The organism is Streptomyces flavofungini (genome assembly GCF_041028215.1).
Taxonomy (GTDB): domain Bacteria; phylum Actinomycetota; class Actinomycetes; order Streptomycetales; family Streptomycetaceae; genus Streptomyces; species Streptomyces flavofungini_B.
Genome location: NZ_JASKYR010000104.1, coordinates 1 through 15489 on the forward strand (window position 1 = coordinate 1; position 15489 = coordinate 15489).

General features: G+C 72.6%; 18 protein-coding genes. 13 read left to right on the top strand and 5 right to left on the bottom strand.

Features of this window, described 5'->3' with window-relative positions:
- The coding region (locus AB8Z36_RS10140; protein WP_369212894.1) for an ABC transporter permease at positions 1-762 on the top strand (762 nt) is incomplete at its 5' end.
- 80 nt (positions 763-842) lie between these two features.
- Here AB8Z36_RS10140 and AB8Z36_RS10145 read toward each other — a convergent pair.
- A complete protein-coding gene (locus AB8Z36_RS10145) occupies positions 843-1121 on the bottom strand; it encodes a type II toxin-antitoxin system Phd/YefM family antitoxin (RefSeq protein WP_369212895.1) in 279 nt (92 codons plus the stop codon).
- A gap of 127 nt (positions 1122-1248) precedes the next feature.
- Between AB8Z36_RS10145 and AB8Z36_RS10150 the strand changes: the two genes are divergently transcribed.
- From AB8Z36_RS10150 to AB8Z36_RS10165, 4 genes are all read left to right on the top strand, one after another.
- Positions 1249-1884: an ATP-dependent Clp protease proteolytic subunit gene (locus tag AB8Z36_RS10150; RefSeq protein ID WP_369212896.1), complete on the top strand. Its 636-nt coding sequence runs from the start codon at positions 1249-1251 to the stop codon at positions 1882-1884.
- Positions 1885-1889: 5 nt separating this feature from the next.
- On the top strand, positions 1890-2198 hold the full coding sequence (locus tag AB8Z36_RS10155; protein ID WP_369212897.1) for a hypothetical protein: 309 nt from the start codon (positions 1890-1892) through the stop codon (positions 2196-2198).
- 527 nt (positions 2199-2725) lie between these two features.
- The gene (locus AB8Z36_RS10160) at positions 2726-3199 is read left to right on the top strand and encodes a C40 family peptidase (protein WP_369212898.1); all 474 of its coding nucleotides are present in this window, start codon (positions 2726-2728) and stop codon (positions 3197-3199) included.
- Positions 3200-3292: 93 nt separating this feature from the next.
- Entirely contained in the window at positions 3293-3868 is a 576-nt protein-coding gene (locus AB8Z36_RS10165) for a DUF6328 family protein (RefSeq protein WP_369212899.1), read from the top strand.
- Positions 3869-3905: 37 nt separating this feature from the next.
- Here AB8Z36_RS10165 and AB8Z36_RS10170 read toward each other — a convergent pair whose 3' ends face one another.
- Positions 3906-4358 (bottom strand): ATP-binding protein, encoded by a 453-nt coding sequence (locus tag AB8Z36_RS10170; RefSeq protein ID WP_369212900.1) that lies wholly within the window; start codon positions 4356-4358, stop codon positions 3906-3908.
- Between the two features lie 274 nt (positions 4359-4632).
- Between AB8Z36_RS10170 and AB8Z36_RS10175 the strand changes: the two genes are divergently transcribed.
- A complete protein-coding gene (locus tag AB8Z36_RS10175; RefSeq protein ID WP_369212901.1) occupies positions 4633-5508 on the top strand; it encodes a helix-turn-helix domain-containing protein in 876 nt (291 codons plus the stop codon).
- Positions 5505-5729 (top strand): DUF397 domain-containing protein, encoded by a 225-nt coding sequence (locus AB8Z36_RS10180; RefSeq protein ID WP_369212902.1) that lies wholly within the window; start codon positions 5505-5507, stop codon positions 5727-5729. The genes AB8Z36_RS10175 and AB8Z36_RS10180 overlap by 4 nt, the downstream gene beginning before the upstream one ends.
- 38 nt (positions 5730-5767) lie before the next feature.
- Here the strand turns inward: AB8Z36_RS10180 and AB8Z36_RS10185 are convergent, their stop codons facing one another.
- A complete protein-coding gene (locus AB8Z36_RS10185) occupies positions 5768-6910 on the bottom strand; it encodes an 8-amino-7-oxononanoate synthase (RefSeq protein ID WP_369212903.1) in 1143 nt (380 codons plus the stop codon).
- Between the two features lie 210 nt (positions 6911-7120).
- Here AB8Z36_RS10185 and bioB point away from each other — a divergent pair, with 210 nt between their 5' ends.
- From bioB to AB8Z36_RS10205, 4 genes are all read left to right on the top strand, one after another.
- Positions 7121-8374 (top strand): biotin synthase BioB, encoded by a 1254-nt coding sequence (gene bioB, locus AB8Z36_RS10190; RefSeq protein ID WP_369212904.1) that lies wholly within the window; start codon positions 7121-7123, stop codon positions 8372-8374.
- Positions 8367-9647, top strand: coding sequence for an adenosylmethionine--8-amino-7-oxononanoate transaminase (locus tag AB8Z36_RS10195; RefSeq protein WP_369212905.1), 1281 nt, complete (start codon positions 8367-8369; stop codon positions 9645-9647). Before bioB ends, AB8Z36_RS10195 begins: the two co-directional genes overlap by 8 nt.
- Positions 9648-9680: 33 nt before the next feature.
- Positions 9681-10409 carry a dethiobiotin synthase gene (gene bioD, locus AB8Z36_RS10200; RefSeq protein ID WP_369212906.1) on the top strand — a complete coding sequence of 243 codons (729 nt, stop codon included), beginning with the start codon at positions 9681-9683 and terminating at the stop codon, positions 10407-10409.
- A gap of 136 nt (positions 10410-10545) precedes the next feature.
- Entirely contained in the window at positions 10546-11217 is a 672-nt protein-coding gene (locus tag AB8Z36_RS10205; protein ID WP_369212907.1) for a class I SAM-dependent methyltransferase, read from the top strand.
- A 32-nt stretch (positions 11218-11249) separates the two neighbouring features.
- Here AB8Z36_RS10205 and AB8Z36_RS10210 read toward each other — a convergent pair whose 3' ends face one another.
- Complete coding sequence (locus AB8Z36_RS10210; RefSeq protein ID WP_369212908.1) at positions 11250-11621, bottom strand: fic family toxin-antitoxin system, toxin component; 372 nt, start codon at positions 11619-11621, stop codon at positions 11250-11252.
- A gap of 4 nt (positions 11622-11625) precedes the next feature.
- On the bottom strand, positions 11626-11919 hold the full coding sequence (locus AB8Z36_RS10215; RefSeq protein WP_369212909.1) for a toxin-antitoxin system HicB family antitoxin: 294 nt from the start codon (positions 11917-11919) through the stop codon (positions 11626-11628).
- Positions 11920-12081: 162 nt separating this feature from the next.
- Between AB8Z36_RS10215 and AB8Z36_RS10220 the strand changes: the two genes are divergently transcribed.
- The gene (locus AB8Z36_RS10220; RefSeq protein WP_369212910.1) at positions 12082-12909 is read left to right on the top strand and encodes an ABC transporter ATP-binding protein; all 828 of its coding nucleotides are present in this window, start codon (positions 12082-12084) and stop codon (positions 12907-12909) included.
- A 13-nt stretch (positions 12910-12922) separates the two neighbouring features.
- The gene (locus AB8Z36_RS10225; RefSeq protein WP_369212911.1) at positions 12923-15487 is read left to right on the top strand and encodes an ABC transporter permease; all 2565 of its coding nucleotides are present in this window, start codon (positions 12923-12925) and stop codon (positions 15485-15487) included.
- The last annotated feature ends 2 nt before the right edge of the window (positions 15488-15489 follow it).

The following is a 15489-nucleotide window of genomic DNA, read 5'->3' on the forward strand; positions in this document are numbered from 1 at the left end:
GTCAAGGACCGGACGGTGTACGGCGCGATCGTCGCGACACCCCGGGGACCCAAGCTGCTGACCGCCACGGCCGCGAGCCCCGTGGTCGCGCAGTTGCTCCAGCAGGCGGTGCAGCGGCAGGTCCCGAAGGGCACCGCGGTGCCGACGTCCGACATGGTGCCCGCGCCCGCGGCCGACCCACGCGGCGCCGCGCTCGGTTCCAGCGTGCTGCCGCTGGCGATCGCCGGGGTCGCGGCCGGTGCGCTGGTCACCCTGCGGGGGCTGCGCGGTCCCCGCGCGGCGGGGACGCTGGTCGCCACCGCCGTACTCGTCGGGGCCGTGGCCGCCGCGCTCACCCACAGCTGGCTCGGCGTCCTCACCGGCAACTGGTGGGCGGAGGCCGGGGCGCTCGGCCTCTCCACCCTCGCGGTCAGCGCCGGGGTCGCGGGCTTCGCGGCCCTGCTCGGACCCACGGGCATCGGGGTGGGCGGCCTGCTGATGGTGCTGCTCGGCAACCCCTTCTCCGGGGTCACCTCCGCGCCCCAGCTGCTGCCGGAACCGATCGGCCTCCTCGGGCAGTTGCTGCCCCCGGGCGCCGGTGGGTCCCTGCTGCGCTCGGTGGCGTTCTTCGACGGCGCACGGGCCGCGGCGCCCGCCGTGACCCTCGGCGTGTGGGCGGCGCTCGGCCTGACGGCCGTCCTGCTCGGCGCGGCGCTGCGCGGCCGGAGCGCACCGGCCGCGGCGGAACCGGCGGCGCGCAGGGAGGCCGCGCCGGTCGGCTGACCCCGGGTGTCACGCCGGTCCCCACCGGAAGGCCGCACGCCCCCGCCGCAGCGGACGGGGACGTGCGGCCTTCGTGTGCGCTACGTCGCCTCCGGCCCCCGGTGCTCCGCCGCGATGCCGAACCGCTGCCGCTCCTGCCCGCCGGGCGGCACCGAGCCGAGCGCGGTGACGGTGGAGACCGTCCGCTGCTCCTCGGACTCCGCGAGGCCTTCGAGGCGCTCCAGGTCGGCGGCGGAGACCAGGGCCACGAGCGGCTTGCCGTGCCGCGTGACGACGACGCGCTCACCGCCGTAGACGACGCGGTTGATCAGCTCGGCGAGCTCTGCGCGGGCTTGCGTCACCGGAATCTCGTAGGCCATGTCCACCAGCTTAGACGCCGCCCCTCCGCGGTCCCGGCGCCGAGACGGCTCGACCCCCATAACGTACGTCCTGTACATTTTTTACAGAAACCCGGGACGTCCGCGACCGGAGGAGAAGAGGCGCGCCATGAACCGTCCGTCGGCCCGATATGTCCTGCCCGAGTTCACGGAGCGCTCAAGCTCCGGCACGCGGACGATGGATCCGTACTCCAAGCTGCTCGAAGAGCGGATCGTCTTCCTCGGCACCCCCATCGACACCACGTCGGCGAACGACGTGATGGCGCAGTTCATGCATCTGGAGTACCAGGCTCCGGACCGCGACATCTCCCTCTGCATCAACTCCCCCGGCGGCTCGTTCAGCGCGATGACGGCCGTCTACGACACGATGCGGTACGTCTCGTGCGACGTGGAGACGGTCTGCCTGGGGCAGGCCGCGTCGACCGCCGCCGTCCTGCTGGCCGCGGGGACGCCCGGCAAGCGGTCCGCGCTGCCCGGGGCGCGTGTGCTGATCCACCAGCCCTCCGTGGCCGAGCCGTTCCAGGGCCGGGCGAGCGACCTGGCGATCCAGGCCGATGAGATGACGCGGACCCGGGCGCTGCTTGAGGACCTCCTCGCGCGCCACACGGGGCAGCCGCGCGAGCGGATCACCCGGGACATCGAGCGGGACAAGATCCTCGACGCCCCCGCGGCCCTGGCGTACGGCCTGGTGGACCGCGTCGTCCCGAGCCGCAAGACCTCGCTCGGCCCGCGCGGGGCGGAGTGACACGGATGCTGCCGCCCGAACTGCCCCCGCTGCCCGCCCTCACCCGGGCCGAGGGCGAGCTGATCGACCGGTATCTGGAAGTCGTCGACCTGCTCGGCCGGATCAACCCCGCCCGGACCGAGACCACCTACACCGCTCTGCGCGCCGCCCAGGCACTGGCCGGCCGGGCGACGGCGCTGCGGGACGCGCTGGCGCTGATGCACCAAAGGGGTGAGAGCGAGCTGCACGCCGCAACCCTGGGCCGGGCGTTGCGCGTCCTCGACGGTGAGCGGCGGTCCCGGCGGGTCGCGGTGCCGCCCCCGACGGGCGGGTGACCGGCTGGGCCCCGCCTCCCGAAGCGTCCGGCTCCGTTTTGAAACGGACCAGACGAGCTACCCCCGATGGCGTACGAATCCATCTTTCTTCGCACGGCCGCGAGTTGCGCGGCGCGCGTACACCAACCCCGGAATGAGACGTTCCGTTGCTGGTGAAAGCGTCGTCAGAACCACGCCGCGGGGGACCATTTCGACCGTGTCCACTCGAACAGGTCAGTCGTGAGTAGCCTCACAAAAGGCCGTTTCGGCTCGGTTTTCACACCCTTCTCGGGTCAAGATCCCTGTCGACGACAAGCCCCCGCCACAGCGGCGGGGCGATCCGGGCGGACGCCGAGTCCTGCCGCCGTCCGGATGACCGGTCGACATCGGTGCAACGGCAGGAGTGGAGGACCCAAGCACGACGGGCCCGCCCGGGAAGTCCGGGTGACGCCCTTGGGGTGAAGCCGCAGAGCACGACGCGGCCGGGCATCTTCGCCTGCCCGAACCCGACAGGTCATCCTTCTCAGGCGGCTGACGAAGGGTTAAGCATGTCCGCGGAGAATCACGTTCCGTCGCTGCTCAGCAAGGCCGGGGCCGCATCGGCCCTCACGCTCGCCGTCGTGGGCGGCACCCTCGTGGCCCCCGGGCTCACCGGGGAAGCGGAAGCGGCCACACACGCGACGAAAGCGCTCAAGATCGCGGCGTCCAAGAAGGGTTCGCCCTACGCCTACGGAGCGACAGGACCTCACCGGTTCGACTGCTCGGGGCTGACGCAGTACTCGTTCAAGCGCACGGGAAAGAAGCTGCCGCGCACGGCCGCCCAGCAGTACAACAAGACCCGGCACATCGGAAAGTCGCAGCGGTCCCCCGGCGACCTGGTGTTCTTCCACTCCGGCCGGAGCATCTTCCACGTCGGCATCTACGCGGGCAACGGCCGCATCTGGCACTCGCCCAAGACCGGCGCGGTGGTGCGGCTCGAGAAGATCTGGTCCAGCAGTGTCTATTACGGCCGGGTCCGCTGACCCTCGCCACTGAAGGGGCGCGCCCCGCCCTCGCGCGATGCCGCCGCGCACCGTCGCGGGCTTGGGGCGCGCCCGTTCGGATACTCGTGCGGAATGTCGGACGACTACTCCTGTACAGCCCGCAACGAGACACCGCTGGAGCGTGCCGACCGCAACTTCGCCGAGCTCCTCCAGGAGTTGCGGGTCACGCAGACCGGCGTGCAGATCCTGTTCGCCTTCCTGCTCAGCCTGGCCTTCACCCCGCGCTTCCCCTCGCTCGACGCGGTGCAGCGCGGCACCTATGTCACTACCCTGCTGCTCGCGGTGGCCGCGGCGGCGCTCTTCACGGCGCCCGCCGCGCTGCACAGGTCGCTGTTCCAGCAGCGCGCCAAGCCGCTGATAGTCCACGTCTCCTCACGCCTCGCCGCGATCGGCCTGGGTGTGCTGATGCTCGCCCTGACCGGGGCCGTACTGCTCGTGGTGGACGTGACGGCCGGGAGAGCCGAGGGCCTCGCGGCCGGAGCGGGTGCCCTGGTGGTCTGCGTGGGGCTGTGGGGAGTGCTGCCACGGCTCGTGCGGCGCTCCGCGCAGCGCGTCGAGGCCGCCACCGACCCGGCTCTCCCGGACATCACACCGGTGCCGGGCCGCGGTGGCGCGCCCCGGTCGTCGCGCCGGGAGCGGTCCCGATGACCGCCGCACCGGCCGCGCGCCCCGGGCCGCCACGCGGTCAGTGCGCGGCATCGCGCGGCCTGCCCTGCACGGGCACCGTCCAGGGCAGCGCGATCCACACGGTCTTGCCCCCTTCGTTGGTGGGGCTCACCGAGAGACGGCCGCCGCACTCGGCGGTCAGCATGCGGATGATGACCATCCCCCGGCCGTTGTCCTGCTGCACGGCCGCGGGCAGCCGGCGCGGATAGCGCGGATGGCTGTCCGTGACGCCGATCCGGAGCTGCTCGTCCCGGTCGAGCTCGATGTCCACGGTGAACGTGGGTGACTGCCCCCGGGTGTGCTGCACCGCATTGGTGGCGAGTTCGGAGACGATGAGTCTGACCGTGTCCCCCACCTCGTCACCGCTCGGCATCCCCCACTCCGCGAGCACCTTCGACACGTACTTCCGGGCTGCGGAGACCGAGGCAGGATCGCTCGGCAGAGTGACGGATGCTTCCTTGAGGTCTGCCATGGCGGCGCTGTCCCTTTCCCACCGGGGCCGGTCTCCGACTCGGAGCGGATGACTCGGGACGGCCGCCGGACTGGTGCTTCGCGCCAGCCTCCCACTCCTCGGCCGCCCACGGGTGGCGATCCACCAAGATGTGCATATATCTGTCGCTCGAAGCGGTGAACTCTGCTACGGCCGACCGTATTTGGCCGCGGGTCCGGGGCTTGTTCTACTGTCGCCCGTGACTCCGGCCCATGCCGCCGGTGCTTTCGACGGATCTGTCCGGAAGGGGGCGGACATGCAGTACGGGCCCGCGGTGCGCCGCCGCCAGCTCGGAGCCGAACTACGGGCGCTGCGCGGCACGGCCGCGCTCACCAGCAGCCAGGCCGCCGCCTCGCTCGGCTGGCACCAGTCCAAGGTGAGCCGCATCGAGACGGGCCGCAGCGGGGTGAAGACCTCCGACGTACAGCGCCTGCTCGATCTGTACGAGGTGCGCGACCCCCAGCTCAGGGACCTGCTCGTGGCGCTGTCCGGCAACGACGACGCCGGGGAGGGACGCCACCACTGGTGGAAGGCCTACCGCGACCTGCTGACCGCCGACTACCGCGACTTCATCAGCCTGGAGTCCCAGGCGAGCCGTATGCGGACCCTGGAGACGACCGTGGTCCCCGGCCTGCTCCAGACCCGCGACTACGCCCGCGCGGTGACCAGGGCAGCGGTCGGCGGTCTGCCGGACGCGCAGGTCGACGCGCTGGTGGAGGTCCGCCTGGCCCGTCAGGACGTGCTGCGCGCTGAGCCGCCGCTGCGCCTGAGCGTGGTGCTCGATGAGGCGGTTTTACGCCGACCGGTGGGCGGTCCCGAGGTCTTCGCCGGGCAGCTCGCCCGGTTGCTGGAGGTGGCCAAGTTGCCACAGGTGCGACTACAGGTGCTGCCGTTCACTTCTGGCGAGCATGTGGGCCTGATCGGTCCCTTCGTAATTTTTTCGTTTCCGAACATTTCTGATCTGGATGTGGTTGTTCTCGACCACTTGACGAGTAGCCTCTGCCTGGAGCGGAAAGAAGACCTCCGGGCCTACACGGAGGCCTTCAACTCCCTCCAGGATCGGGCGCTTTCACCCGAGGACTCGGAAGAATTCATCGCCGGGCTAAGCGACGGCGCGAAGGAGGCACCATGACCGCAACGCCTCGGCACGTCCGCACCAGCAGCACCCTCCAGGGCGCACAGTGGCGACGCAGCAGCTACAGCAACGGAATGAACAACTGCGTCGAGACGGCCGCGTTCGGCTCCGGCGGGCCCAAGAGCCTGCTGGCCGTGCGTGACTCGAAGAACACCGAAGGATCCGCCCTGCTCTTCTCCCCCGGTCCCTGGGAGATCTTCCTCGACAGCCTGCGGTGAGCCGCCTCCGGCCCCCGCGACGAGGGGCCGGGAACGGCTCAGCGAGGCGCGGTGCGGCTGATCACCCGTACGGCACCGGCGATCTGTTCGCCGGTGAGGTCCGCGCGGGCGGTCAGCCGCAGCCTTGAGATCCCGTCCGGCACGGACGGCGGACGGAAGCAGCCGACCGCCAGGCCCGCGGCCCGGCAGTCGGCCGCCCAGCGCACGGCCAGGTCGGGCGCCGGAGCGCGCACGGAGACGACGGCGGCGTCCGGACGTACCGCCGAGAGACCCTCGGCCGTCAGGCGGCGGTGCAGCTCGGCCGCGACCTCCCTGGCCCGCGCGGCCCGTCCGGGCTCGCGGCGCAGCAGCCGCAGGGCCGCGAGCGCGGCGCCCGCCGCGGCGGGCGCGAGGCCGGTGTCGAAGATGAAGGTACGGGCCGCGTTCACCAGATGGTCGATGACCCTGGCGGGACCGAGCACGGCGCCGCCCTGGCTGCCGAAGGACTTCGACAGGGTCACGGTGACCACGGTGTCGGCCGCTCCCGCGAGGCCCGCGGCGTACGGGGCGCCCCGCCCGCCGTCGCCGAGCACGCCGAGTCCATGGGCGTCGTCGACGATGAGCCCCGCGCCGTACTCCCGGCAGACCGAGGCCAGCCCGGCGAGCGGCGCGGCGTCGCCGTCCACCGAGAACACCGAGTCCGACACCATGACGGCCGGGCCGCCGTGCGCGTCGAGCGCCTTGCGCACCGCGTCGGGGTCCGCGTGCGGCACCACCTGGGTCGTGGCGCGGGCCAGCCGGCAGCCGTCGATCAGCGACGCGTGGTTGCCCGCGTCGGAGACGATCAGCGAGCCGTGCGGGGCGAGCGCGGTGACGGCGGCGAGGTTGGCGGCGTAACCGGAGGACAGCACGAGCGCGGCCTCGAAACCGCAGAACTCGGCGAGTTCCCGCTCCAGGTCCGCGTGGAGCCGCGTCGATCCCGTGACGAGCCGGGAGCCGGTGGCCCCGCCGCCCCAGAGCCGGGCCGCGGCGGCGGCGCCCTCGGTGATCTCCGGATGCCGGGTCAGGCCCAGATAGTCGTTGCTCGCCAGGTCCAGGAGGCCTGCCGCGTCCGCCGCGCGCGGGCGCAGGGTGCGGACGAGCCCGGCGTCGGCGCGCAGCCGCGCCTGCTCGTCGAGCCAGTCGAACGGCGAACGGTCCAACGGTGCACGTACGGGGCGTGCGGGGCTCGGCGGGGCCGCTTCGCTCGACGGGCCCGACGCGCCCGGCAGGGGGTGCCTGTTTGTAGACATTGCACAGACCCTAGCCGTCCTGCCACCTGGCCAGGATGTGGCAATACCCACACCTCAATCCCTTTCTGTTGTGCGAACTCTCCTTGGCCCGGGAGGCTGCCGTACGTAAGGATCAGCGCCATGGATCTGCTGAACACGCTGGTGGACAAGGGGCTTCGGCGCGAGCTGCCGACCCGTGAAGAGGCGCTGGCCGTACTGGCCACCTCCGACGACGATCTCCTGGACGTAGTGGCCGCCGCCGGGAAGGTGCGGCGGCAGTGGTTCGGGCGTCGGGTGAAACTCAACTATCTGGTCAACCTCAAGTCAGGCCTGTGCCCCGAGGACTGCTCGTACTGTTCGCAGCGGCTCGGCTCGAAGGCCGAGATCCTCAAGTACACGTGGCTGAAGCCGGACGAGGCCTCGCGGGCCGCCGCGGCCGGTGTCGCGGGCGGCGCCAAGCGGGTCTGTCTGGTGGCCAGCGGCCGGGGGCCGACGGACCGCGACGTCGACCGGGTGGCGCAGACCATCGCCGCCGTCAAGGAGCAGAACGAGGGCGTCGAGGTGTGCGCCTGCCTCGGCCTGCTCTCGGACGGCCAGGCGGAGCGGCTGCGGGGTGCGGGGGCCGACGCCTACAACCACAACCTGAACACCTCCGAGGCGACGTACGCCGACATCACGAAGACCCACACCTACGCGGACCGCGTGGACACCGTCCAGAAGGCGCACGCGGCCGGGCTCTCGGCGTGCTCCGGGCTCATCGCGGGCATGGGTGAGCGCGACGAGGACCTCGTCGACGTGGTGTTCTCGCTGCGCGAGCTCGACCCGGACTCGGTGCCGGTGAACTTCCTGATCCCGTTCGAGGGCACCCCGCTGGCCAAGGAGTGGAACCTCACGCCACAGCGCTGCCTGCGCATCCTCGCGATGGTCCGCTTCGTCTGCCCGGACGTCGAGGTGCGCATCGCGGGCGGCCGCGAGGTCCATCTGCGCTCCATGCAGCCGCTCGCCCTGCACCTCGCCAACTCCATCTTCCTGGGCGACTACCTGACCAGTGAGGGCCAGGCGGGCAAGGCGGACCTGGACATGATCGCGGACGCGGGGTTCGAGATCGAGGGCACCGGCCAGGTCACGCTCCCCGAGCACCGCGCGGACGCGGCGGGCTGCGGCTCGCACGCGGCGCCGGGTGGCGGCTGCGGCTCGCACGGCGAGAGCGGCGGCTGCGGATCGCACGAGGAGGGCGGCGGGTGCGGGCCGTGCGGCTCCGCGGAGAGCGGCCCGGCGGAGAGCGGACCGGCGCAGAGCGAACCGGTGGCCGCGGGCGCCGCGGGCGAGGCGCGCACGGATCTGGTGGCGGTACGTCGCCGGGGCGCGGGAACGGACCTCGCGCCCAATGCCTGACGTTCCCCTGAACGAGCTGGTCGAGCTGGACCGCCGCCACGTCTGGCACCCCTACGGCCCGATGCCGGGGCGCCAGGAGCCGCTGGTCGTCGCGTCGGCGAGCGGGGTGCGGCTGCGCCTCGCCGACGGCTCGGGCGAACTGGTCGACGGCATGTCGTCGTGGTGGTCGGCGATCCACGGCTACAACCACCCGGTCCTCAACGAGGCCGTGCGCGGCCAGCTCGGCCGGATGAGCCACGTCATGTTCGGCGGCCTGACGCACGAGCCCGCCGTGACCCTCGCGAAGCGCCTTGTCGACATGTCTCCCGACGGTCTCGAACATGTCTTCCTCACCGACTCGGGCTCGGTCTCGGTCGAGGTCGCGGTGAAGATGTGCCTTCAGTACTGGCGTTCGCTCGGCCGCCCCGAGAAGCGGCGGATGCTGACCTGGCGCGGCGGCTACCACGGCGACACCTGGCAGCCGATGTCCGTGTGCGATCCCGAGGGCGGCATGCACGAGCTGTGGCAGGGCGTCCTGCCCCGGCAGGTGTTCGCGGACGCGCCTCCGGCCACTTACGAGGAGACCTACGCCGACCATCTGCGCGAGCTGATCGAGCGGCACGCGGACGAACTGGCCGCGGTGATCGTGGAGCCCGTCGTGCAGGGCGCGGGCGGGATGCGCTTCCACTCCCCCGCGTATCTGCGCGTGCTGCGCGAGGCGTGCGACGCGCACGACGTGCTCCTGGTGTTCGACGAGATCGCCACCGGGTTCGGCCGTACCGGCGCGCTGTTCGCCGCGGACCACGCGAGCGTCACGCCCGATGTGATGTGCGTCGGCAAGGCGCTGACCGGCGGTTATCTGACGCTGGCGGCGACGCTGTGCACGGCCGGGGTCGCGGACGGCATCTCGCGCGGCGAGGTCCCCGTCCTCGCGCACGGGCCGACGTTCATGGGCAACCCGCTGGCCGCGGCGGTGGCCGGAGCCTCGATCGACCTGCTGCTCGGGCAGGACTGGCAGGGCGAGGTCAAGCGCATCGAGGCGGGTCTGCGCGAGGGCCTCGCCGAGGCGGAGGAGCTGCCGGGGGTGCGCGACGTGCGCGTCCTCGGGGCCATCGGTGTCGTCCAGTTGGACCACCCGGTGGACATGGCGGCGGCGACCCGGGCGACCGTGCGCGAGGGCGTCTGGGTGCGGCCGTTCCGGGATCTGATCTACACGATGCCGCCGTTCATCACCGGTGACGAGGACGTGGCACGCATCGCGCGCGCGGTGTGCGCGGCGGCGAGGGAGGGCTGAGATGCGGGTGACCGGCGGCGATGGAGGGCTGACGTGACGGTGATCGTGGTGTCCGGTACGGGCACGGAGATCGGCAAGACGGTGACGACGGCGGCGGTGGCCGCCGCCGCGCTGGCGGCCGGGCGGAGCGTCGCGATGCTCAAGCCCGCGCAGACCGGGGTCGCGCCCGGGGAGCCCGGCGACGCCCAGGAGGTGGCGCGGCTGGCGGGCGGCGCCGTCACCACGCTCGAACTGGCCCGCTTCCCCGAGCCCCTGGCGCCGGACACCTCGGCCCGCCGGGCCGGGATGAGGCAGGTGCGTCCGCACGAGGTCGCCGACGCCGCCGCGAAGCTGGCGACCGAGCACGATCTCGTCCTGGTCGAGGGCGCGGGCGGGCTCCTGGTCCGCCTCGACGACGAGGGCGGCACGCTCGCGGACGCCGCGCGGCTCCTCGGCGCCCCCGTCCTGGTCGTCGCGACGGCGGGTCTCGGCACCCTGAACACCACGACGCTGACGGCGGAGGCCCTGCGCGCGCGTGGTGTGCGGCAGCTCGGCGTCACCATCGGAAGCTGGCCGTCCGCCCCCGATCTGGCGTCGCGCTGCAACCTGGCCGATCTGCCGCGGGCGGCGGACGCGCCCCTGCTCGGCGCGGTCCCGCAGGGCGCGGGCGCGCTGGAAGGGGCCGCGTTCCGTGCTGCGGCCGTCGGGTGGCTCGCGCCGGAGCTTGGGGGCACGTGGGACGCGGAGTCCTTCACGCGGCGGGAGGCGCCCCGGGAGCGCTGAGGGAAGGCCTGTTCAGGGTGGGTGCGCCGGGGCGGAAAAGCTCGTCCCGGCGCATGACCCGTGGGCGTGGGCGGGAGAAATCGGCCGCGCGCCTGGGCAGCATTGCGGTAACAGCTCGCCCCGCCGAGGAGGGCCCATGTCTCCGCGCTCCGCCAGGACGGCGTCCCGGGACGCCGTGCACCATCCAGTCTTCGCCCGCTTCTACGCCCGCCAGAGCGTGGCCCTGGAGCCCGCCGTCGCCGCCCACCGCAAGGAGCTGCTCGCCGGGCTCTCCGGCCGGGTGATCGAGGTCGGGGCGGGCAACGGGCTGAACTTCGCGCACTATCCGGGCGCGGTCTCCGAGGTCGTGGCGATCGAACCGGAGCGTCTGCTGCGAAGGCTGGCCGTGGACGCGGCCCTGCGCGCGGACGTGCCCGTCGACGTGGTGCCGGGCGCCGCAGAGGCGCTGCCGGTCAAGAGCGAGGCCTTCGACGCGGCCGTCGTCTCCCTGGTGCTGTGCAGCGTCCGGGACGTACGACGGGCGCTCGGCGAGCTGCACCGGGTGCTGCGGCCCGGCGGCGAGCTGCGCTTCTTCGAGCACGGCCAGGCGCCGGGGACCCTGATGGCCGGCGCCCAGCGGTTCCTCGACCGCACCGTGTGGCCGCCGCTGTTCGGCGGCTGTCACGTCGCGCGCAGCCCCCTGGACTCCCTGGGCGACGCCGGTTTCGAGGTCGGCCCCTACCGGCGGTTCCTGATCCCGGCGAAGGGGCCGCGCCTGCCCTCCTCGTACTGCGTGCTCGGCACGGCACGGCGGCCCGAGCTGTCCTGACCGCGCCGCGGCCGACCGGTCGGGCCCGCCGCTCACAGGCTCCAGCGGCGCAGTTCCTCCGCGATGGCGTGCACGCTCGCGCCGTCCTCCTTCACCAGGCGGGCGAGGTCGCGCACCTGCTCGGGCGAGGTGACGACCTTGGTGCCGCTGGAGACGAGGTAGGCGTAGGCGACGGAGGCGGCGAAGAGCGCGTTGGAGCGTTCGAGCGCGGGGATGTGCAGCAGGATCTGGAGCAGCGCGGCGGCCCGGTCGTGCGGGGTCTCGTAGACCGGAACGCCGAATATCTCCGCCTCGTGCCTGCTGACGGCGGCGACGAGTGCGCCCCAGTCGGTGACCGCGGGGTCCCCCGGCGTCTTGTGCTCGGCGATCATCAGAAGCCAGGCGAGGTCGATTCTGAGGTTCAACGGTTCAGCGGCGATCTTCACCGAACGGGCGCGCCGCGTCGTGCAGGGCGCGTACGGGCGCTTCGTGGACCACGCGGCTGCCCTCCCGGTCCTGGCCGAACTCCTCGGCGAAGACGCTCTCGTACTGCTTCATGAAGTCGGCTGCGGCTTCGACGAATGTGTGGCCCACTTCTCCGGCGTCCTGTTTCACGAGTTCCTCTATGTAGCGGTTGACGCTGATGCCCCGGGCCGACGCGCGCTCCCGGGCGGCCCGAGCGGTGTCCTCGTTCACCCGTACGTTCAACTGAGTCTTCGCCATTCCCTCAAGCTAGCGCCGGGGTGCTAGCGCGACAAGGGCGCGACCGTGCCCCCTACATGCGTCCCGGCGCCCCGACCTCGGAGGGATACCGGACCCCGGGGACGGCGCACTACTCTTCGCCGCGTCAGGGGAGTTGGAGCGGCCACAACTTAGGAGGCGGCCTTGTCCACACCTGCTTCGGCATCGTCCACCGGGCACCGGGGAGCCGCCGGTACCGCCGCGCGCGCCCGCGCCCTCACCAAGGCGTACGGCTCCGGCGAGACGGCCGTCCTGGCCCTGGACTCGGTCGACACCGACATCGCGCGCGAGCGCTTCACGGCCGTCATGGGCCCTTCGGGCTCGGGCAAGTCCACCCTCATGCACTGCCTCGCCGGGCTCGACACCGTGTCCGCGGGGCAGGTGTGGCTCGGCGACACGGAGATCACGGGGCTGAGGGAGCGGGAGCTGACCCGGCTGCGGCGGGACCGCGTCGGCTTCATGTTCCAGTCCTTCAACCTCATCGCGACGCTCAACGCCCTGGAGAACATCACGCTGCCGATGGACATCGCGGGGAAGCGGCCCGACCGCGAATGGCTGGAGCACGTCATCGACACCCTGGGGCTGCGGGACCGGCTGCGGCACCGGCCCGCGCAGCTCTCCGGCGGACAGCAGCAGCGCGTGGCGTGCGCACGGGCGCTGGCCGCCAGGCCCGAACTGATCTTCGCCGACGAGCCGACCGGCAACCTCGACTCCCGGGCCGGGCTCGAAGTGCTCGGCTTCCTGCGCGAGGCGGTCGACCGGCTGGGCCAGACCGTCGTCATGGTCACCCACGACCCGAGCGCCGCCGCCCACTCCGACCTGGTCCTCTTCCTCGGCGACGGGCGGATCGTGGACGACATGGCACGCCCGACGGCGGACGCGGTACTCGAACGCATGAAACGGTTCGACGCCCTGGGCGCGGTGCCGCCGGGTGTCCCCGCCCCCTCCGACGGCGCCACCGAGCAGAGCTGAACCGGGGCCCGCCGTGCTGAAGGCGACGCTCAGGAGCTTCCTCGCGCACAAGGGGCGGCTCGCGCTCTCCGCCCTCGCGGTCATCCTCTCGGTGGCGTTCGTCGCCGGGAGCCTGATCTTCTCGGACACGGTGAGCCGCACCTTCGACCGCCTGTTCGCCTCCACGTCGGCGGACGTCATGGTCGCCCCGCAGGACGACCTCGACGAGGCCGTGCCCTCGGGCCGGACCCCCACGGTGCCCGCGCGCCTGCGGGACCGGGTGGCGAAGGTGCCGGGCGTCGCCGACGCGCACCTCGACGTCTCCGTCGACAACGTCACCGTCGTCGACCGCGACAACGACCCGGTGGGCTCGACGACCGGCGCGCCGACCGTGGCCACCAACTGGTACCTCACCGACCGCAGCCCCGTGGAGCTCACCTCGGGCCGTCCGCCGCGCGGCCCGCGACAGGCGGTCCTCGACGCGGACACGGCCGACAAGAAGGACGTCGGGATCGGCGACACCCTCACCGTCCTCGCCCGCCCCGGCTCGTTCAAGGTGCGGATCGTCGGCATCGCCACCTTCACCACCACCAACCCCGGCGCGGCCCTGCTGTTCCTTGAGACCAGGAGTGCCCAGCGCGAACTGCTCGGCTCCGTCGACGTGGCGACGAGCGTCTCGGTGACCGCCGAGGACGGCGTGAGCGACAGCGCGCTCAAGCGCCGTATCGCCGACGGCGTCGGCACCGGCTACAAGCTGGAGACCGCCGCCGAACAGGCCGACTCCGCCGCGTCCGACCTGGGCGGCTTCCTGGACGTCATCAAGTACGTGATGCTCGGCTTCGCCGGGGTCGCCGTCCTCGTCGGCGTCTTCCTGATCGTCAACACCTTCTCGATGCTGATCGCGCAGCGCACCCGCGAACTCGGCCTGCTGCGCGCGCTGGGCGCCGACCGCGGCCAGGTGCGCCGCTCCGTGCTCATCGAGGCGCTGCTGCTCGGCCTGGTCGGCTCCACCCTGGGCCTCGCCGTCGGCATAGGTCTCGCCCTGGGTCTGATCGAGCTCATGGGCGTCTTCGGGATGAACCTCAAGTCCACGGAGATGGTCGTGAGGTGGCCGACCCCGGTGGCGTCGTACGTCGTCGGGGCCGGCGTCACGTTCGTCGCCGCGTACCTCCCGGCGCGCCGGGCCGCCCAGGTCTCGCCCATGGCGGCGCTCGCCGACGCCGAGATCGCGGGCGTGGGACGGCCGTTGCGGGTGCGGGCCGTCGCGGGCTCGGTCGTCGCGGCGGGCGGGGCCGCGGCACTGATCGGCTGCGCCGCCGCGGAGCGGACCGCCACGTCGGCGTCCCTGCTCGGCCTCGGCATCGTGCTGACCCTCGTGGCCACCGTCATCGCGGGGCCGCTCCTGGTGCGGCCGGTGATCCGGGTGCTCGGCGGGGCGTTCCCCGCCCTCTTCGGCCCGGTGGGCCGGATGAGCCAGCGCAACGCTCTGCGCAATCCGCGCAGGACCGGTGCCACGGCCGCCGCGCTGATGGTGGGCCTCGCGCTGGTCTGCGGCCTGTCGGTGGCGAGCGCGTCGATGACCGAGTCCTTCGACCGACAGATCGACGCCACGCTCGGCGCCGACTTCGTCGTCCAGAACAGCGGCTTCCTGCCCTTCTCACCGGAGGTCACCGCGAAGGTCAGGGACGTCGAGGGGGCCGGTCTCGTCGTACGCCAGCGCTTCACGCCCGTCGAACTCTCCCTGCCCGACGGCAGGAAGGCCGAGTCGACCGCCGCGGGCTACGACCCGGGGCTCGACGACGTCGCCGACGTCACCTATGCCGAGGGCGGTTCGCGGGCCGCGCTCGCGCCGGGGCGCGTCGGCATGGACAAGGAGTTCGCGGCGGAGCACCGGGTGCGCGTCGGCGACCGGCTGCCGGTGCTGTTCCCCGAGAAGCGGAGGGCCACGCTGACGGTGGGCGCCCTGACCGACCAGGAGGCGCCCGAGGGGTTCGGCGTCGAGGGCGGGATCTTCCTGGGGCTCGGCACGGTCGAGAAGTACGTGCCGGGCGGGCAGGACTCCGCGGTGTTCGTCAACGCCGCCGCCGGGACGGACCCGGACACCCTGCGCGAACGGCTGGACAAGGCCCTCGATCCGTACCCCCAGGTGCAGGTACGCGACCAGGCCGACTACAAGGAGCTCGTCCGGCAGCAGATCGCCGTCATGCTCTACCTCGTCTACGCCCTGCTCGGCCTCGCGATCGTCATCGCCGTCCTCGGCGTGGTCAACACGCTGGCCCTCTCGGTCGTGGAGCGCACCCGGGAGATCGGGCTGCTGCGCGCCATCGGGCTCAGCCGTCGCCAGCTGCGGCGGATGATCCGGCTGGAGTCGGTGGTGATCGCGGTCTTCGGCGCGGTGCTCGGCCTCGCCCTCGGCCTCCTCTGGGGCGTCGCGGTGCAGCAGGTGCTCGCGCTCCAGGGCATGAAGGAACTGGCGTTCCCCGTGCCGACCATCGTGGCGGTGGTGCTCGGCGCGGTGGTGGTGGGACTCGCGGCGGCACTGCTGCCCGCGCTGCGGGCGTCGCGGATGAACGTGCTGGCGGCGATCGCGCACGAGTAGCG